Origin of the sequence: Kutzneria sp. CA-103260 (assembly GCF_018263855.1) — a bacterium.
GTDB lineage: Bacteria > Actinomycetota > Actinomycetes > Mycobacteriales > Pseudonocardiaceae > Kutzneria.
This window is the reverse complement of the sequence record NZ_CP073318.1, coordinates 4,054,875-4,073,734: the sequence shown is the minus strand read 5'-3', so window position 1 is coordinate 4,073,734 and position 18,860 is coordinate 4,054,875. Positions and strand designations below refer to the sequence as shown.

The 18,860-nt window shown below is 68.8% G+C and carries 13 protein-coding genes; 9 read left to right on the top strand and 4 right to left on the bottom strand.

Translation table 11 applies throughout. The annotated features are described in order from the left end of the window. Positions 1-10: 10 nt before the first annotated feature. From JJ691_RS17420 to JJ691_RS17395, 6 genes are read left to right on the top strand one after another with little or no spacing between them, the layout of a single operon-like run. Entirely contained in the window at positions 11-6,526 is a 6,516-nt protein-coding gene (locus JJ691_RS17420; protein WP_211769801.1) for a non-ribosomal peptide synthetase, read from the top strand. Beyond that, entirely contained in the window at positions 6,526-7,521 is a 996-nt protein-coding gene (locus tag JJ691_RS17415; protein WP_211769800.1) for a 3-oxoacyl-[acyl-carrier-protein] synthase III C-terminal domain-containing protein, read from the top strand. The genes JJ691_RS17420 and JJ691_RS17415 overlap by 1 nt, the downstream gene beginning before the upstream one ends. A gap of 11 nt (positions 7,522-7,532) precedes the next feature. Continuing rightward, complete coding sequence (locus JJ691_RS17410) at positions 7,533-7,766, top strand: acyl carrier protein (protein WP_211769799.1); 234 nt, start codon at positions 7,533-7,535, stop codon at positions 7,764-7,766. Position 7,767: 1 nt separating this feature from the next. Next, a complete protein-coding gene (locus JJ691_RS17405) occupies positions 7,768-8,820 on the top strand; it encodes an acyl-CoA dehydrogenase family protein (RefSeq protein ID WP_211769798.1) in 1,053 nt (350 codons plus the stop codon). Further along, a complete protein-coding gene (locus JJ691_RS17400) occupies positions 8,817-9,839 on the top strand; it encodes an HAD-IIIC family phosphatase (protein WP_211769797.1) in 1,023 nt (340 codons plus the stop codon). Before JJ691_RS17405 ends, JJ691_RS17400 begins: the two co-directional genes overlap by 4 nt. Before the next feature lie 11 nt (positions 9,840-9,850). Then, positions 9,851-10,690: a 3-hydroxyacyl-CoA dehydrogenase family protein gene (locus tag JJ691_RS17395; protein ID WP_211769796.1), complete on the top strand. Its 840-nt coding sequence runs from the start codon at positions 9,851-9,853 to the stop codon at positions 10,688-10,690. Positions 10,691-10,964: 274 nt separating this feature from the next. Here the strand turns inward: JJ691_RS17395 and JJ691_RS17390 are convergent, their stop codons facing one another. Together JJ691_RS17390 and JJ691_RS17385 are read right to left on the bottom strand one after the other, a co-directional pair. Then, entirely contained in the window at positions 10,965-12,065 is a 1,101-nt protein-coding gene (locus JJ691_RS17390) for a DUF222 domain-containing protein (protein WP_211769795.1), read from the bottom strand. A 330-nt stretch (positions 12,066-12,395) separates the two neighbouring features. Next, positions 12,396-13,187: an IclR family transcriptional regulator gene (locus JJ691_RS17385; protein WP_211769794.1), complete on the bottom strand. Its 792-nt coding sequence runs from the start codon at positions 13,185-13,187 to the stop codon at positions 12,396-12,398. A 178-nt stretch (positions 13,188-13,365) separates the two neighbouring features. Here JJ691_RS17385 and JJ691_RS17380 point away from each other — a divergent pair, with 178 nt between their 5' ends. Both JJ691_RS17380 and JJ691_RS17375 read left to right on the top strand, forming a co-directional pair. Next, positions 13,366-13,986: an MBL fold metallo-hydrolase gene (locus JJ691_RS17380; RefSeq protein ID WP_211769793.1), complete on the top strand. Its 621-nt coding sequence runs from the start codon at positions 13,366-13,368 to the stop codon at positions 13,984-13,986. Positions 13,987-14,197: 211 nt separating this feature from the next. Then, positions 14,198-16,654, top strand: a complete 2,457-nt coding sequence (locus JJ691_RS17375) for a GcvT family protein (protein ID WP_211769792.1) — start codon at positions 14,198-14,200, stop codon at positions 16,652-16,654. Positions 16,655-16,661: 7 nt separating this feature from the next. Here JJ691_RS17375 and JJ691_RS17370 read toward each other — a convergent pair whose 3' ends face one another. Further along, on the bottom strand, positions 16,662-17,333 hold the full coding sequence (locus JJ691_RS17370; protein WP_211769791.1) for a GntR family transcriptional regulator: 672 nt from the start codon (positions 17,331-17,333) through the stop codon (positions 16,662-16,664). An 86-nt stretch (positions 17,334-17,419) separates the two neighbouring features. On the opposite strand from JJ691_RS17370, the gene purU reads away from it, so the two are divergent. Beyond that, the gene (gene purU, locus JJ691_RS17365) at positions 17,420-18,268 is read left to right on the top strand and encodes a formyltetrahydrofolate deformylase (RefSeq protein ID WP_211769790.1); all 849 of its coding nucleotides are present in this window, start codon (positions 17,420-17,422) and stop codon (positions 18,266-18,268) included. Here purU and JJ691_RS17360 read toward each other — a convergent pair whose 3' ends face one another. After that, positions 18,269-18,748, bottom strand: a complete 480-nt coding sequence (locus JJ691_RS17360; RefSeq protein ID WP_211769789.1) for a cupin domain-containing protein — start codon at positions 18,746-18,748, stop codon at positions 18,269-18,271. Positions 18,749-18,860: the final 112 nt, after the last annotated feature.

Sequence of the window (18,860 nt, the reverse complement as noted above, 5' to 3'; positions counted from 1 at the left end):
ACGGGGGAGCATGGCGCAGGAAGCGATCGCGATCATCGGTGTCGCGCTCCGGTTACCGGACGCGCACACCTTGGACGAGCTGCACGAGAACCTGGCCGCCGGCCGGGACAGCGTGCGCCGGCCGGCGCCGGACCGGGTGCGCCATGCCGGTGGCACGACTGATGCGGCCTACGTGCCCGGCGGCTACCTGGACCGGGTGGACCTGTTCGACCACCAGTTCTTCGGTCTGTCCCTGGCCGAGGCGCAGGCCATGGACCCGCACCAGAGGCTGGGCCTGCACTTGGTGCACGAGGCGGTGGAGAACGCCGGCTACGCCCCGGGAAGCCTGCGTGGCTCGGCCACGGCGGTGATCGTCGGCGCGCCCAACCAGGCCTACGCCGCCGGCTACGAGGACGACGACCCGAACCAGATCCTGGGGTCGCTGCCGTCGGCGATGGCCGCGCGCATCGCTTACCTCTTCGACTTCGCCGGGCCGACCCTCGTCGTGGACACCGCGTGCAGCGGCAGCCTCGCCGCCGTGGCGCTGGCCGTGGAGAAGCTGCGCGCAGGCCAGGCTGATCTGGCTGTGGCCGGCGGCGTGTCCCTGGAAACCGTGCTGCAACTGGACAAGGACCACGACCCGCTGCTCGGCGTGATGTCCCAGGTCGGAGTGTGCCGGCCCTTCGATGCCGCCGCGGACGGCACGACCGGCGGCGAAGGCGGCGGATTCGTGCTGCTCAAACGACTTTCGGCAGCGCTGGCCGACGGCGACCACGTGCACGCCGTGCTGCGGGGGATCGCCGTCAACCACAACGGCGCCGGGGCCACCAGCATGAGCGCCCCCAGCGCGCGGGCTCAAGCCGCCGCGATCAGGACTGCGTGGCAGGACGCCGGGGTGGCTGGCGCGGAAATCGGGTTTGTCGAATGCCACGGTTCGGGCACGCCGCTGGGCGATGTGGTCGAGGCCGATGGCCTGTACCAAGCGTTCGGCGAGCAGTTGCCGCCGATCGGGGCCGTGAAGTCCAACTTCGGGCACCTCGACCACGCCGCCGGCATGGCCGGGCTGTTCAAGGTGCTGGCCGGGCTTCGGCATTCGACGCTGTACCCGACGGTGCACTACAACACGCCCAATCCGCTTTTCCCGCTACCCGTTCCGGTGCAGACCGCGACGGAGCCGTGGCCGACGCTTGTCGCCGGGCTGAGCTCCTTCGGCCTGACCGGCACCAACGTGCACGCCGTGCTCGAACAAGCCCCGGCCCAGGTGACCACTGTGGACGATGGCAAGCCTCGGCTGGTCACCGTTTCCGCCCGCACGCCCACGGCCCTGCAAAGCTGTGCCTTTCGCCTGGCCGAGTTCCTGGACGCCACCGAACGCAGCCTGGCCGAGGTGGCCTTCGCACTGAACGCCGGCCGCGACGATCACCCTTACCGACTTGCGTTCACCGTGCACAGCGCCAAAGAACTGGCTGAGGCGCTGCGCGCGGCCAAGGTGCCCGAGCCGGCCAGGGAAACACCCGTGGTGTTGCTGTTCTCCGGCGACACCGAGATTTCCGATGCGGCGTGGGCCGATCTCGCCGCTCAGCTCCCGGTGGATCCGGCGTTGAGCGGAACTGTCCTGCGGCAGCGGGCTTTGTACGATGTCCTGGGTCTGCCGGACGCACGGCTGGTCGGGTCCGGTCACGGCAATCTGGCGGTCCGGCTGATCCGTGGCAAGATCACCGAGGCGGAAGCGCTCGCGGGCCTGACCCAACCGTCGACTCCGGCGAACCAGGAGGGCCTGCGACGGGCCGCGCGAGGCTTTGTCGCCGACGGGGCCGTGGTGCTGGAGATGGGCTCCGACGGCGAGCTGTCCCGTGGAATCGCCGAGCTGGCCCCGGAACTGCCCGTGGTGCGCCTGCGATCACTGGCCTCGCTGAGCCGGCTGTACGAACTCGGTGCCACCTTGCAGTGGACCTCGAAGGCTCCGCGAATCGAGGCGCCGACCTATCCGTTCGAGCCGGTGTCCTGCTGGCACACGCCGCCCGAGCCGGACGAAACCGTTGCCCACCAGGCGTCTGCGGATGTCACGCAGGCGGTCGCCCGGCTGTGGGCCAAGGCGCTCAAGGCCCCGGACATCGACGCCGACTCCAACTACTTCGAACTCGGCGGCACCTCGATCGCCGGTATCGGACTGCTGCGGGAGATCGAAGCCCGGTTCGGCGCGCGGCTGACCTTCGCCGACCTGTACGCCAACCGGACCGTCGGCGAGCTGGCGGCGCTGATCGAGCAGCGGGCCGGCGTCGCCGAGGACTGGACGGTGCCGGTGGTGTCCCGGGCCGGCCGGCTGCCGCTGTCGATCAACCAGGAACAGCTCTGGTACATCGACCAGCTCGAACCCGGCACCGCGCTGTACAACATCCCGACCGATGTCCATTACGGCGGACCGCTGCACCGAGCGGCGTTGCAGGCCGCATTCGCCGACCTGGTCGACCGACACGAGGTCATGCGCAGCCGCTTCATCCTCGGCGACGACGGCCGGCCCCATGTGTTGCTGGACGCGCGCCCCGAGCTCCGTCTGGTCGACCTCAGCGACGAGCCCGAGCGGCTGGCCGAGTACGCGGAGGCCGAGAGCATCCAGGGCTTCGACCTTGCCACCGGCCCGTTGGTGCGGGGTGTGCTGTACGCCCTCAGCGAGGTGGATCACCAGCTGCTGATCACCTGGCACCACACGGTCTTCGACGGCTGGACGCCCCGGATCTTCATGCGTGACCTGTCCGAGTTCTATCGCGCCCGAGTCACCGGTCAGCCGGCGGGCTTGCCGGACCTGCCCGTCCAGTACGTGGATTTCGCCTCGTGGCAACGAAACTGGCTCGACGCCGAGCGGATGGAACGCGGGCTGTCCTATTGGCGCACCCAGCTGGCCGGGCTGCGCCAGCGAGAACTCCCGCTGGACCGGCCTCGCCCGCAGGTCGAATCGCACGCCGGCGCGCTGATGGCGTTCGCGCTGCCGCCCGAGCACGCCGTGGCGCTGCGCGAGTTCAGCCGCCAGGAGGGTGTGACCACCTTCGTCACGATGATGGCCGTGATGGATGCCCTCATGCACCTCTGGGCCGGGCACGAGGACGTCGTGATCGGCGCGGCCACCAGCGGGCGCATCAATCCGGTCACCCACGAGCTGGTCGGCTACTTCAACAACCTTCTCCCGTTCCGGACCACTGTGGACGGTGGCGTCTCATTCCGCGAACTGGTCCGGCGCTGCTCGGCCACAGTCACCGGGGTGCTGGACCACGAGGAGATCCCGTTCGGCTCCATCGTGGCCGACCTGCACCCCAAGCGAGACGCGGCGCGGCACCCGATCTTCACCGTGACCTACACGCACCAGAACACGGAAACCCACCCCGCTGAGATGGTCGGGCTCACCGCCTCGCCCAGCGACGAGGGCAGCTACGGCATCGCCGCCGGCACTGCCAAGGTTGACCTGACCATCGGACTGTCCGATCAGGACGGTGGCCCGATGAGCGGCTACCTGGAGTACGCCACCGACCTGTTCGACGAGTCGCACATGCGGCGGCTCATCGGGCTGTATCAGGAGATCGTCGCCAAGGCCGTGGCCGACCCGGACCGGCCACTGTGCGACTACCAGGACTCGGTGTGGTCGGCGATCCGTGGCCACGCCCCGGAGAACCTGGCCCTGGTCGACGGCGAGAACTCCTACAGCTACGGCGAGATCTGCCGTCGGGCCGAGGAACTGGCCGCTCGCCTCAAGGCTTCGGGGGCCGGCCCGATCGTGCCGGTGCTGGCCGAGCGCCGGGTGGACATGGTGGCCGGCTGGCTTGCCGTGCTGGCCGCTGATCGGGCCTTCGTGCCGCTGGATTCGGTCGTGCCGAGGGAACGTATCGACCAGATCCTGACCGATGTCGGCGCGCCGATGATGATTGTCGACACGGAGCTACGCGAGCTGGACGGCCAGTCCGAACCGGCCGCTGATCTGGCCTACGTGGCGTTCACCTCGGGCTCCACCGGTCGGCCGCAGGGCTGTGCGATCGGTCATGACAGTCTGCTGAACTTCCTGCGCTGGAACGGGAAGATCATGCGGTTCTCCACCGGGGACCGGCATGCCCAGACGTTCTCGGCCGGCTTCGACGCCTGTATCGCCGAGATCCTCTCCCCGCTCTACCACGGCGCCACCCTGCACGTGCTGCGAGACGTGAAGCAGACTCCGGCGACCCTGCTGAAGTGGTTCGCGGACAACGGGATCACCTCGGCCACCCTGTCCACTCCGTTGACCGAACTGCTGATCAGCGACTACATCGAGCAGCCGGGACTGGTCCTGCACACGTTGTGGACCGGTGGCGACCGGCTTCGCGTCCGGCCGCCGGCCTGGCTGCCCTTCCAGGTGCTGAACATGTACGGACCAGCCGAGTGCACCATCGTCACGACATGCTCGACGGTCGCCCCGGACGGGGACGACCTGCCGGACATCGGCCATCCCATCGCCGGCGTCGACGCGTACATCCTGGACGGAGCCGGAAAGCCGGTCGAGGCGGGTGAGATCGGCGAGCTGTACCTGGGCGGGGTGGCGGTCGGCCGCGGATACCATCGGCAGCCCGGCCTGACGGCCGTGCGGTTCGTGGCCGATCCGTTCGCCGCCCGGCCGGGGGCCCGGATGTACCGGACCGGCGACCTGGCCGCCTTCCGGCCGGACGGGGCGATCGACTTCCACGGCCGGGCCGACAAGCAGATCTCGTTGCGTGGCTTCCGGATTGAGCCGGCCGAGGTGGAACGGGCCCTGGTCGCCCAGCCGGGCGTGCGGGAAGCCCTTGTGGTGAGCGAGGAACTGCCTTCCGGTGCGCCGCGCCTGATCGGGCACGTCGCCGGCGAGGCCGTCCCGTCCGAGGCCGAGCTGCTGGCGGCCGTGGCCCGGGCGCTGCCGGCGTACATGGTGCCCAGCCGGGTGGTGGTGCACGACACGCTGCCCAAGACCTCGAACGGCAAGTTCGACCGCGCGAGCCTGAGTCAGGAGAAGAAGCCCATGACCACTGTTGCCGGAGCCACTGCCGCCAGTCCGGTGCGGGTGCTGTCCGGGATCTGGTCGGAACTGCTGGGCCGCGAGCAGATCGGGCTGGACGAGGACTTCTTCCAGATCGGCGGCGACTCGGTGCTCAGCGTCGGCGTGGCGGCGCGGGCCGCCCGGGCCGGGGTGGCGATCACCCCGCAGGACGTGTTGCGGAACCCGACCCTGCGCGGCCTGTCCGCCGTGGCGTCGACCGTGACGGCCGAGGAGGCGCCGGTCGAGGGCGCCCCTGAGCTCACCCCGCTGATGCGAAATATGCTGGATGTGCCGGGCAGCACCGCAGCCGACTTCGTGGTGTTCGAGATGCTGGACGTCCCGGCGGGCATCGACGCCGACGCGCTGCGCGCCGCCGTGCAGCGACTCACTGAGGCGCAGGAGCCGCTGCGCTATCGGTTCCGCCGCAACAGCCTGGGCTGGCGGATCGAGCTCGCCGCCGAGTCCGGGCACGTGTTCGACACCGTGGCGCTGCCGCCGCTGGGCCGGGACGAGGAGTTCGAGATCGTCCGGGCGGACCGGGACGAGCTGCTGGCGGAGATCGACATCCAGCGCGGTCCCCTGCTGCGGGCCCGATTCTACCAGCGCGGCCCGCGGCGCGGCGGCGTCTTGCTGCTGGTGGTGCACCACTTCGCGCACGACGAGATCTCCACGGTCCCGATGCTGGAGGATCTCAACGCCGGGTTGACCGGCCCGGTGGAGCCGAGGCCGGCGGCGTGGCGGGCGTGGTCGCGGCACCTGGTCGAGTCGGCCCGATCCGACGAGCTCGCCGGTGAGCTGACCTACTGGACCAGCGTCCTGCGCGGCGGTCGGTCGGACGGCGCCGCGCCGCTGGCGGCTGTCCCCGGGACCGATCCGGTTGTGCAGTACCGGATCGTGCAGCTGGGCAGTGGCGGCTCGGTGCTGCTGCAGCCCGGTGCGCCCAGCCGCGAGGCCGCCCTCGCCGCCGTGGCCTGCGCGTGGGCTCGGTGGCGTGGCACCCCCAACGCCTACCTGTTGACCGTGGGCCATGGGACGCCCAACACCTTCCGGCCGCAGGACCGGTCCCGGTCGGTCGGCTGGTTCACCAACTCCTTCCCTCTGCTGGTCCCGGTATCGCCGGACGCCCGGGTGGCGGACACGCTGGCGACGGTGGCGGACACATTGCAGGCCGTGCCCAACGACGGTGTCGGGTACGGGATCTTGCGGCACCTCAGCCCGGACACCGATGCGGTGCGACGCCTGCGGTCGCTGCCTGAGCCGGAGCTTCTGGTGGAGCACAAGGTGAGCGGGGTGAACTCGTTCCGGGTCGGCGCGGGCCGGCTCGGCGTCCTCAGCCCGATGTTCGGCAGTGAGAACAGGTCCCTGCTCGCCTCCATGCCGATCGCCGTGTCCACCGCCGTGGTCAACGGGGAACTCCACCTGCACCTCGCGCACCACGGCCGGTTCGACGCGGACGAGCTGGCGGCCTTCGGCGACCAGCTGGCGACCGCGTTCGCTGAATTCGCTGGGGAGAGCTGATGCCCCGCCCCGTCGCGCTGCGATCCATCGCCCATTTCCTGCCGGACAAGGAAGTCCGGGTCGCCGACTTACCGTTCACCGACCAGGAGTGGGAGACCTGCCGGCAACTGGGCATCGACCGGGTTCGAGCTGATGACGATCTGTCCGCCGTGGACCTGGCCGTCAACGCCGCCACCCAAGCACTGGCTCAGGCCGGCCTCAGCGCCCAGGACCTCGACGCCCTGATCGTCGTGGATTCCCGGGCGCCGGAGACACTTCTGAGCTCCGAGGCCACCCGTGTACAGGCTGCGCTGGGTGCCCGGCGCGCGGTCACCTTCGGCATCGGCGGTCAGGGTTGTGTCTCCTTGGCACCGGCATTGCGGGCGGCGCGAGCGTTCCTAGCCGACGAGGAGACCGCCGAGCACGTGCTTGTCATGCACGGGAGCAAGCCCGCGACTCCGAACCGTTATCGGCATCCGGTGACCGTGAGCGGGGACGGCGGCCAGGCCGTGGTGATCGGCCGTGGGGGCCCGCTGCGCGTGTTGGACATGGTGCAGTTCAGCAACGGCGAGTACTGGGACCTGTTCGCTGTCGAGTTCCGGGACCGGCCGGTGGCGCAGTGGCGCGAGGAGTGCGCCGACCAGCAGCGGTACTCGTTCAAGCTGGCGATGGAGACCCGCAACCGCTTGCGTGACCTGTACCGGGACCTGTTGGCCCGTAACGGAATGGTTCATGGTGACGTGCACTGCCACCTGGGCCAGAACCTGTCCGAGGCGTCGCTGCGGTTCACCGCCGAGTCGCTGGACGTGGAGATGGCCAAGGCCTGCGCCGACAATCTGCGCCGCTACGGGCACCTCGGGCCGAACGACATGCTGCTGAACCTGACCGCCGCGATCGACGGTGGCGAACTCGGCCCCGGGCAGCGTGCGGTGCTGCTGGGGGCCAGCCCGGTGGCCGCGTGGAGCCTGCTGCTGGTGGAGAACGGGGACAGCGGGGCAACGGAGCACTACCTGTGAGGGAGAACGCGATGGACGTCCGGGCGGAGCTGACGGAGTTTCTCAGCGGGGCGACCGGTGACCGGATCGGCCCGGACGAGGACTACTTCGCCAGGGGCTTGGTGAACTCGCTGTTCGCCCTGGAGCTGGTCACGTTCGTGGAGCGGCGGTTCGGCCTGGCCGTCGAGGTGGAGGACCTCGACCTGGACCACTTTCGCACCATCAACCGGCTGACCGATTTCGTCCACATGAAGACGGCGGCCTGAGGTGGAGCTCGATCCGGCCGAGGCGGCCCGGTGGGATCTCAGCGGCGGTTTCCCACTACATGTGGTGAAACAGCTGGCCTCCCATGACTGGCTCGGCGGCACCCCCTTGGCACTGGGCGAGTTCTGCGCCCAGGTCGGCGGCGTATGCAGCTCCTTGCGCGGTCTGGTCACCGTACAGGCCATGGTGTCGGCCGCCCTGTCTCGCTGGGGAACTTCGGCCCAGCGGTCGCACTGGCTGCCCCGCCTGGCTGCCGGCGAGGAGATCGCCGGCTTCGCCGCCACGGAGCCCAGCGCCGGCACCGACCTCACCGCGGTCACCACCACGATTGAGCCCGGCCCCGACAGCTTGACCGTCAGCGGCGACAAGCGCTGGGTCACCTGCGGCGGCATCGCCACTGTCCTGCTCGTCCTCGGCGTGCTGGACGGCAAACCAGCCACCGTCCTCGTCGAGACCGACCGCCCCGGCGTCCATCTCGACCCCGTGCAGGACCAACTGGGCATGCGGGCCGCCCACATCGCCCACGTACGAATCGACAAAGTCCGGGTGCCTCGCTCAAACCTGATCGCACCGCCTGGTTTCGGCTTGTCCCACGTAGTCGCCACAGCTCTCGACCACGGCCGCTTCACCGTCGCCTGGGGCTGCGTCGGCATGGCCGAGGCCTGCCTACGCGACGCCGCCGAACACGCGACCTCCCGCGTCCAGGCCAGCGTCCCCCTGTCCGATCACCAATTGGTGCGATCGATGCTGGCCCGCGCCGCCGTCGACACCGACAACGCCCGCCTCTCCTGCACCGCCGCCGCGCAGTCCCGAATGGACGGTTCTGCCGACGTCATCGCCCGCACGGTCATGGCCAAGTACACCGCCTCCCGGGTCGCTGCCGCGGTGAGCGCCGACGCCGTGCAGATCCTCGGCTCCGCCGGCATCGCCCCCGACAGCCGGGCCGGCCGGTTCTATCGGGACGCCAAGGTCATGCAGATCATTGAGGGCGCGGACCAGGTGTCGGAGCTGCACATCGCCGACCATGTGCTGCGCAAGCACCGGAGGAGGACATGACCAAGACTGTCAAGTGCCTGGTGTGGGACCTGGACGACACTTTGTGGGATGGCGTCGTACTGGAGGGCGACGCCCCCGAGCCTTTCGCCGGTGCCGTGTCCACGCTCCGTACCTTGGACGAACGCGGCATCCTGCACGCCGTTGCCAGCCGCGGCGAACCCGACGTCGCCGCCGCCCACCTCGCCGCCCACGGCCTGGCCGAGATGTTCAGCGTCATACAGGTCAACTGGGGAGCCAAGTCTGACTCGGTCCAGTCGGTGGCCGAGGCTCTCAACATCGGCCTGGACACCATCGCTTTCGTGGACAACGATCCGCTGGAACGCGCCGAGGTCGCCCAGGCGCTACCGATGGTTCGCTGCTATCCCGCCGACGAGGTCCCGTGGCTGCCCCGCAGGGTCGAGTTCCAGCCCGAGTTCGTCACCCCCGAGTCCCGGCAGCGTCGGCAGATGTACCGTGTCGAGGCCGCTCGCAAACAGGCCGAGCAGGGCCACACCGGTCCGTCCGCCGAGTTCCTTGCCTCCCTTGACCTGGAGATGACCGTCCGCCGGGCCGCCGAGTCGGACCTGATCCGGGCCCACGAACTCACCGTCCGTACGCACCAGCTCAACACCACCGGCTGGACCGCCGACCTCGACGAGCTCCGCCGCCTGAGCCGTTCCCCGAATCATGAGGTCCTGGTCGCCAGCCTCCGTGACCGCTTCGGGCCTTACGGCACTATCGGCTTGGCCTTGAGCGAGATCCACTCGGACCGCAGCGTTCTCAAGCTCCTGCTCATGTCCTGCCGCGTCATGTCCCGTGGCGTCGGCGCCGTGCTCCTCAACCACATCATCACGCGCGCCCTGGCTTCCGGCCGTCGCCCCATGGCCGAGTTCGTTCCCACCGACGTCAACCGAATCATGCTGGTAACGCTCCGCTTCGCCGGCTTCGCAGTGTCCTCTCAGGACGGTGGCCGCTTGCTCCTGGGCTATTCCGGTGACCGTCCTCCGTCTCCCGCCGACCATGTGCGGCTACTGTCGTGAAGGTTGATCAGATGAACAGGCCAGTAGGCGTGATCGGCGCCGGCACCATGGGTCTCGGCGTCGCCCAGAGCCTCGCCGCCGCCGGCCACCAGGTCGTCGTCCTGGAGCCCGTAGAGTCCGTCCGCTCCGCTGCCCCCGACCGCCTTCGCGACGGCCTTCGCCTGGCCACGCTCCTCAAGCACTTCACCGGCGACCTCCCTCAAGCCCTCTCTTCTGTGCTCTGGACGTCCACTCCAACCGACCTCTCCACCGTCCACTTCGTCATCGAATGCGCCCCCGAACGCATCGCTCTCAAGCAGGACCTCTTCCACACCCTCGACCCCATCTGCCCTGCCGACACCGTCTTCGCCTCTTGCACCTCCGCCATCCCCATCACCCTCCTCGCCTCCGGCACCTCTCGCCCCGACCTGTTTCTGGGCATGCACTTCATGAACCCCGCGCCCCTCAAACCCGTAGTCGAGGTCGCCGTCACCCCTCAGACCGCCCCTGCCACCCTCCTCCGTGCCAACGAGCTTCTCGCCTCCATGGGCAAACGCTCCCTGGTCGTCCGCGACGCCCCCGGCTTCGTCTCCAACCGTGTTCTCATGTCCACCATCAACGACGCCGCCACCGTCGTTCAGGAGGGCACCGCTTCCCCTGCCACCGTCGACCAGCTCTTCGAGGACTGCTTCGGCCACCGCATGGGCCCTCTCCACACCGCTGACCTCATCGGCCTGGACACCATCGTCGACACCCTCCACGTCCTCCTGGAAATCACCGGCGACCCCCGCTTCACCCCCTGCGACTTACTCACCCGCATGGTCCGCGCCGGCCACCTAGGCAAAAAGACCAACCAAGGCTTCTTCAACTAAGCCAACAGACGCTCCCACAACGCCCCGACGACGCCCCAACAACGCGCCCACCACCGCACCCACGACGCACCCACGACGCACCCGCCGCCGACCCACCCAACGCCCCCACCTGACGCACGCACCTACGGACCCCAACCACGGTGCCAGGTGGCAAGGCCGCGACGGCACCCCGGAATCGTCAACGCAGAAGTCGGCCGTCGTGGCCGCGGCAGCGGATCACCAGCCCACGAGTCTGTGATGTTCCAAGCCTTAGGGCGGGTCCGCCGAGACGATCTCAGAACGGCGGCTCTTCCACCGGTTCCGGCCTGGTGATGTACGTCTGCCCCCACCTCGTCTCGACGGTAGCCGTCCCATCCTCCGCGATGCTGACCTTCGCCTTGGTCGCATGCTTGTACCGGTGATGCCTGCGATCCAACGGCCCCAGATTGGCCCCAGTGCTCTTGCCCTCCGGCCACGCCACCGCATGATCGACATCGCACGACCGCGACGGATGCGAACAACACGGCATCACACACGTCCTGTTCCGCGTCCGAATGAACCGATCCACCTCCGCCTTCGGCCGATAGATCCCCGGGCTGTACTCCAACAAGTTCCCCGCCGGATCCGTCAGCAACCGGTGAAACACCGTGCCCGGATGGGCCATCAGGTCCCGCACCACCTCCGCCGGGATCACCTGCCCGGCATCCAGCTGCCCCGGCCGATCATCGACACCCAGCAGCGCAGTGATCGGCACGGTGACCTGGATCAGCGCCTTCGACCCGGCGCTCTTCGGCTCCTCCAACACCAACGCGGCCACCACATCCGCCCGCACCGCATCCATCGACCGCCCGCTCTTGGGCTCCTGCCGCGCCAACCGATCGACCTTCGCATACATCGCCTGCGCGACCTCCACCGGCTGCTCACACTTGATCGCGGCCATGCCGTCATCCTCGTCGTAGAGCACGACTTTCCGATCCCGCCGCCGCTCCGCGCACCGCCGAGCATGCCCGGCGGGATCCGCCCGCTGCAACCGACTCCGCACCGACCGCCGCAGCTGTTGGCAACACCGGCCCTCGGCGGTCTCCAGGGTCTTCGTGACGGCCTTCTGCGCCAGCTCGGGCTTGTAGTTCTCGGTCGGATCGACCAACCCGTGCGCCGACCACTCACTGATCATCCCGGCGTCCATGGCGTCCAGCACGTCAGGAAACACCGTGGCGACACGGGTAGCCCAGTCCACAAGAGACGAAGCGTTGCTGGGCGACAACTGCAGGGCCATGCCGATGTCATTGACGGCCCAGTCGTCGACGTTCAACTCGGCGATCAACCGCAGCCGCTCGGCCTGGGTCTTGCGAAGGACTCGCTCGCATTCGATCAAGCGAGCGACTTTCTCTTCCATACCAGCGATTCTACTCGCCCCGAAAGATCGACTTCATCACTCGAACGGGTAGAAAGCGTTGGGGGCAAAGGAAAATCGGTGGTAATAGGTCGTTTGTGTGGTGGCGTAAGGGCGGGTGGAGACGTTGCGCCGCAATGGGTCTAGGTGACGGCTGTGGACGGTGCTGGCACGGCACGGTGCGGCGGGATGTAGACAAGGGCTGGTTGGGTGATGTCGATCAACGCGGCGGTGTCGACCAAGCCGACCGGGCGGCTCAGGTCCCAGGCCGGCCAAAGCGTGAAGGCCTTACACGCGTTGCGCAACCTGTGACAAGCAGCCGCGATACGCAACTCAGGAATGGAAGCCGAGTCGCTGGCTGATCTCCGCGGCGCCGGCCATGATCTTTTCGGCGACTTGGGGGAAGGACTCGGCGCTGAGGCGGTAGGACGGGCCGGAGACGGTGATCGCTCCGACGACCGAGCCGCCGCTGGTGCGGATGGGGGCGGCGACGGCGTTGAGGCCGATCTCCAGCTCTTCGGTGGTGCAGGCCCAACCCAACTCCCGGACCTGCATGAGCTGGGTGTTGAGCATGGCCTTGAGGGTGACCGTGTGCTCGGTGAATCGATCCAGCCCGTGGTCGAGCACGGTGGCCAGCTCGTCCTCCTCGGCCCAGGCGAGCAGCACCTTGCCGCTGGAGGTGGCGTGCGGGGCGGTCCGGCGGCCGACCCAGTTCTGCGCGGTGATGGAGGAACTGCCCTGCTCCTGGGCGATGTTGATGATGGCGTCGCCGTCCAGCACGGCGATGTTGACCGTCTCCCCGAGCTCGCCGGCCAGCCGCCGGCACACGCGCTTGCCCTCGCGGGGCAGGCTCATCCGAGCGGTGGTGGCCCCGGCCAGCCGGATGACGCCGAAGCCGAGCTGGTACTTGCCCCGTTCGCCGAGTTGTTCGACCAGTCGGTGCGCCTCCAGGGCGCTGATCAGCCGGAACGCGGTCGACTTGTGCACGTCCAGCTCGCCGGCGATCTCGGTGACGCCCAGTTCACCGTGTCTGGCCAGGATCTCCAGGATGCTCAGCGCCCGGTCCACCGACTGGACCTGGCTGCCGTTGGGGGTGTCCTCCTGATCTCCACGGCCGTTCCTCATGTCGCAACCCTAGTCGCCTGGCGCGTCGAATCTCGGATGAACGTTGACGCGGGCCCGCTCAACCTTGCATCCTGTTGCGTATCGCAGCCCCGGTTGTGCAACACGCAACAGAATTGCGGGCCTGATACGGTGATCTTCCAGTGGAGGAGGCCTTCCTGATGCGATCGGTGGTGGTCCCGTGATCGAGCACCTGGTCACCTCGGGCACCTTCTCTCTCGACGGCGGCACCTGGGACGTCGACAACAACGTCTGGCTGGTCGGGGACGACCGCAAGGTGCTGGTCATCGACCCGGCCCACGACGTCGACGCGATCGCCGAGCGGATCGCCGGCCGTCGTGTGATGGCGATCGTGTGCACGCATGCCCATGACGACCACGTCAGGCAGGCGCCGGCGCTGGCCGACCTGGTCGGCGCGCCGATCATGCTCAACCCGGCCGACGAGCTGTTGTGGCAGCAGACCCATCCAGGCCGTCAGCCCGACCTGGAGCTGCGGGACGGGCAGCTGCTCACCGTGGGCGACATCGAGCTGCGGGCCCTGGCCACGCCCGGGCACTCGCCGGGGTCGACCTGCCTGTACGCCCCCGAGCTGAGCACCGTGTTCACCGGGGACACCCTGTTCGAGGGAGGTCCCGGCGCCACCGGGCGCTCGTTCTCCAGCTTCGACACGATCATCGACTCGATCCGCGAGCGGCTGCTGACGCTGCCCGAGGACACGACCGTGCACACCGGGCACGGCGGGTCGACCATGATCGGCGCCGAGGCGCCGCACCTGCCGGAGTGGCTCGCCCGCGGCCACTGAGTCGGCCGAGCTGCGAAGACAGGCGGAGTTTCCCGCAGAGTGTTGACCGCGGTCACGACCGACCCTAACGTGGCATACGTCTGATATATCAATCCGCGAGAACAGGTACGACGGGAGGCTCGCCGCATGGCGGCAACGGTCGACCGTGAACCGGAGCCGGGTTCGAGAGTTCGTTGACCACAGTGGGCTGTCCCGTTAGGAGCGAACCGACATGGGCGCCACCCCTCGTGTTGTCATCATCGGAGCCGGGATCGTGGGTGCGAACCTGGCCGACGAGCTCGCCGAACGCGGCTGGCACCAGGTCACGGTCGTGGACCAGGGGCCGCTGCCGCTCACTGGCGGCTCGACCTCGCACGCGCCGGGTCTGGTCTTCCAGACCAACGCGTCGAAGACGATGACCGAGTTCGCCACCTACACCGTCGAGAAGTTCAAGGCGCTGGACGGCGAGTGGTGCTTCAACCAGGTCGGCGGCCTGGAGGTCGCCACCACCCCGGAGCGGCTGGCCGAGCTGCACCGCCGGCAGGGGTGGGCGACCTCGTGGGGCATTCCCGGCGAGGTCGTCGACCCGCGGCGGTGCGTCGAGCTGCACCCGCTGATCGACCCGGAGCCGGTGCTGGGCGGGTTCCACACGCCGACCGACGGGCTGGCCAAGGCATCTCGGGCCGTGGTGGCGCTGGCCCGGCGGGCGGAGTCCCGAGGTGCGATGTTCCGTGGCTCGACCCGCATCACCGAAGTCCTCCAACAGGGCGGCCGCGTGACGGGTGTCCGGACCGCGGAGAACGACGTGATCCCGGCCGACATTGTCGTGTCCTGCGCCGGATTCTGGGGTCCGGCGGTCGGCGAGCTGGTCGGCATGACGGTGCCGCTGCTGCCGCTGGCCCACCAGTACGCGCGGACCGGGCAGGTCGCAGACCTCGTCGGGCGCAACGACGAGGCGATCGAGGCGCGGCTGCCCATCCTGCGGCACCAGGATCGGGACCTGTACTACCGCGAGCACAACGACCGGCTCGGCATCGGCTCCTATGCCCACCGGCCTATGCCGGCAGACATATCCGACCTGCCTGACGTTGAGGACCCGTCCGAGGCGGCGATGCCGTCGATGCTGCCGTTCACCGAGGAGGACTTCGCCCCGGCCTGGGAGGACAGCAAGGCGCTGCTGCCGTCGCTACGTGCGGCGAAGATCGACACCGGGTTCAACGGGATCTTCTCGTTCACTCCGGACGGCGGGCCGCTGATCGGCGAATCCCCGGATGTGGCCGGCTTCTGGATCGCCGAGGCGGTGTGGGTGACCCACTCGGCCGGCGTCGCCCGCGCCGTGGCGCAGCTGCTGGTGGACGGCCGGAGCTCGGTCGCGTTGCACGGCTGCGACGTGCACCGGTTCGATGTGATCGAGACGACCGCGGCCTACGTCGAGGAAACGTCCCAGCAGAACTTCGTCGAGGTCTACGACGTGCTGCACCCGTTGCAGCCCAAGGCATCGCCGCGAGACTTGCGGGTGAGCCCATTCCACCAGAGACAGCGAGAGCTGGGCGCGTTCTTCCTTGAGGCCCACGGCTGGGAGCGGCCGCACTGGTACGAGGCCAACGCTCACCTGGTCGCGCAACTGCCGCCGGAGTGGCAGCCGCCGGCACGCGACGAATGGTCGGCGATGTTCCACTCGCCGATCGCCGCCGCGGAGGCGTGGCAGACCCGCACCGCGGTCGCCCTGTACGACATGACTCCGTTGAAGCGCATCGAGGTCAGCGGGCCGGGCGCAGTCGAGTTCCTGCAGCGGCTGACCACCGGCCAAATGGACAAGTCCGTCGGCTCGGTGACCTACACCCTCGCCCTGGACGAGGCCGGCGGCATCCGCTCCGACCTGACCGTGGCCCGGCTCGACGAACACCTGTTCCAGGTGGGCGCCAACGGCAACCTCGACGTGGACTATTTTCGACGGATGGCGCCGGAAACGGTGCAGGTACGGGACATCACCGGCGGCACCTGCTGCATCGGGGTCTGGGGTCCGCTGGCCCGCGACCTCGTGCAACCGCTGACCGGCGACGACTTCTCCCACGAGGCACTGAAGTACTTCCGACTCAGGCGGGCCCAGATCGCCGGCATCCCCGTGACCGCGATGCGACTGTCCTATGTGGGCGAACTGGGCTGGGAGATCTACGCCAGCGCCGCGTACGGCCAACGGCTGTGGGACCTGTTGTGGGAGGCCGGGCAGCCGCTGGGTGTCGTCGCCGCCGGCCGGGCCGCGTTCAACAGCCTCCGGCTGGAGAAGGGATACCGGTCCTGGGGCACGGACATGACCACCGAGCACGATCCGTACGAGGCGGGTCTCGGCTTCGCCGTGAGCAAGAAGAAGACCGGGTACGTCGGCCACGCGGCGATTGCCGGCCGGAGCAACGAAAGCGTCAGCCGTCGGCTCACCTGTCTGACCGTGGACGACGGTCACAGCATGGTGCTGGGCAGCGAACCGGTTTTTGTGGACGGTGTGTCCTCGGGGTACGTGACCTCGGCGGCGTTCGGCCACACCATCGGCAAACCGATCGCCTACGCCTGGCTGCCCGCAAACCTGACCGAAGGCGCCAAGGTGGAGATCCGGTACTTCGACCGGATGATCCGGGCCGCCGTCGCCGCCGAGCCGCTGGTCGACCCGCAGATGGCGCGGATCCGCCGATGACCCGCCGTCAGATGATCGCCCGGATCGCCTTCTCGAAGCCGGTGACGTGGTCGCGGGCGATGGCCTCGGCCCGGGCGCTATTGTCGTCGGCGATCGCCCGCAGGAGGCCGGTGTGCTCGGCGATGTGGCGGTCGAAGTGGGTGATGCGGTCGAGGAACAGGCAGAAGATGCGGGTGGCGAGGTTGTTGTAGCGGACCAGGGTGTCCTCGAGGTGCGGGTTGCCGGCGGCGCGGTAGATGGCGCGGTGCACCCGGAGGTCCCAGTCCATCAGCTGGTGCCGGTCCAGGGTCGCGATGTCGAGAGACTCGATGGTGTCGGCGATCTGGGCCAGCTCGGCGCGCACGGTCCTGGTGGCGTGCTCGGCGGCGCGGCGGGCGGCCAACGGCTCCAGTTGGACGCGGATCTCGGAGATGTAGGCCAGGTCGGTGATGTCCACGCCGGTGGCGAAGGTGCCGCGGCGCGGGTAGCTGATCACCAGGCGGTCCACTTCCAGCCGCTTGAGCGCCTCGCGCACGGGGGTGCGGCCGACGTCGAGGGACTGGGCCAGCGCCACGTCGTCGATCGGGGCCAGCGGCGGGATGTCCAGCATGATCAGCTGGTGTTGGATCGCGGCGTAGGCCCGGTCGGCCAGCGAGGCCGACGCCGGTTCGAGGTCGCGGGCTGCGGTCACGGTGGCCATCCTAGTGACCGCCGGGCGCTGCCGGGCTGTCAGGCCACATTTTTACGCAGATTGATATATCAATCGAGTATCTGAGTGGAGACCCTGTGAGCCAGACCTTCACCCTGACGCTGAGCTGCCCCAACCGCACCGGCATCGTGCGGGCGGTCAGCGGCTACCTGTTCGAGCGCGGCTGCGACATCGGCGAGCACCAGCAGTTCGACGACGCCGTGCGCCAGCGACTTTTCATGCGCACCCAGGTGACCGCCCCCGACGGCACCGACCTGGCCGAGCTGTCCCGCGGCTTCGAGCCCGTGGCCGCCGAGTTCCAGATGACCTACGACTTCAATTCCGACACCAAAGCCCGGATTCTGGTCCTGGTGTCCAGGCTCGGGCACTGCCTGAACGACCTGATCTTCCGCTGGCGGGCCGGCAGCCTGGGGGCCGACATCGTCGCCGTCGTCTCCAACCACGAGGACCTACGTCCCATGGCAGAGGCTGCCGGGCTGCCGTATATGTACATCCCCGTCACTCCCGAGACCAAGGCCGCCGCCGAGGCCCAGTTGCTGCGGCTGGTCGACGACTACGACGCCGAGCTGGTGGTGCTGGCCCGCTACATGCAGATCCTCTCCGACGCCACCAGCAAGGCCCTGTACGGGCGGGCCATCAACATCCACCACTCGTTCCTGCCCGGCTTCAAGGGAGCCAAGCCCTATCACCAGGCCTATGACCGTGGGGTGAAGCTGGTCGGCGCCACCGCGCACTACGTCACCTCCGACCTCGACGAGGGGCCGATCATCGAGCAGGAGGTCATCCGTATCGACCACACCTACAACGCCGGTGCTCTGCAGACCGTCGGCCGCGACGCCGAGGCCCTGGCGCTGTCCCGTGCGGTGCGGTGGCACTGCGAGCGTCGGGTGCTGCTCAACGGGAACAGCACGGTGGTGTTCCCATGATCAGGGGCAGGGCTGTCCATTTCCACCATGGCACAACGTGACCAACGGCTTGCTGGCGTCGATGACGTAGGTCGACAGCATCATGGTCTGGACCTTGCCGACGTTGCGGGCGTTGTGCACGACACCGGTGGGGATCAGGAACGGCGAGCCGGAGTGCAGGGTGATCGAGGGGCGGTCGTCGAACTCGATGACCACGTCGCCCTGGACGATGTAGCCGACCTCGGGCCCGGGATGGGTGTGCCGGCCGGATTCCTTGCCGACGGGGATCTCGAAGCGGGTCTGCACGATGTCCCAGCCGGGATTGGGCGAGGCGAGTCGTTGCAGCTGGACGCGGACGACGCCGTCGGTGGGGCCGGGGCCGATCGACGGGCTTGGAGACGGGCTGGAGGCGGCATTCGACGCGGGAGACGCACAGGCGGCGGCGAGTCCGAGGGCCGCGACCGCGCCGCCCGTACGGACCAATTGGCGACGATTCATCATGTTCGCCGACGCTAGACAGCCGAGGGCGAAGGCCGCGAGCGTCGGATGACGGTGCTGGTGTACGTCGACAGGCCCCGCGGGCTGCCACGACGATCATCGTGGCAGCCACCCG

Bases quoted from the DNA above. Each gene is read 5' to 3' on its own strand.
- JJ691_RS17395 (WP_211769796.1), top strand. From the start codon at position 9,851: ATGAACAGGCCAGTAGGCGTGATCGGCGCCGGCACCATGGGTCTCGGC.
- JJ691_RS17360 (WP_211769789.1), bottom strand. From the start codon at position 18,748: ATGATGAATCGTCGCCAATTGGTCCGTACGGGCGGCGCGGTCGCGGCC.
- JJ691_RS17390 (WP_211769795.1), bottom strand. From the start codon at position 12,065: ATGGAAGAGAAAGTCGCTCGCTTGATCGAATGCGAGCGAGTCCTTCGC.
- JJ691_RS17415 (WP_211769800.1), top strand. From the start codon at position 6,526: ATGCCCCGCCCCGTCGCGCTGCGATCCATCGCCCATTTCCTGCCGGAC.
- JJ691_RS17385 (WP_211769794.1), bottom strand. From the start codon at position 13,187: ATGAGGAACGGCCGTGGAGATCAGGAGGACACCCCCAACGGCAGCCAG.
- JJ691_RS17400 (WP_211769797.1), top strand. From the start codon at position 8,817: ATGACCAAGACTGTCAAGTGCCTGGTGTGGGACCTGGACGACACTTTG.
- JJ691_RS17375 (WP_211769792.1), top strand. From the start codon at position 14,198: ATGGGCGCCACCCCTCGTGTTGTCATCATCGGAGCCGGGATCGTGGGT.
- JJ691_RS17410 (WP_211769799.1), top strand. From the start codon at position 7,533: ATGGACGTCCGGGCGGAGCTGACGGAGTTTCTCAGCGGGGCGACCGGT.
- JJ691_RS17370 (WP_211769791.1), bottom strand. From the start codon at position 17,333: ATGGCCACCGTGACCGCAGCCCGCGACCTCGAACCGGCGTCGGCCTCG.
- JJ691_RS17420 (WP_211769801.1), top strand. From the start codon at position 11: ATGGCGCAGGAAGCGATCGCGATCATCGGTGTCGCGCTCCGGTTACCG.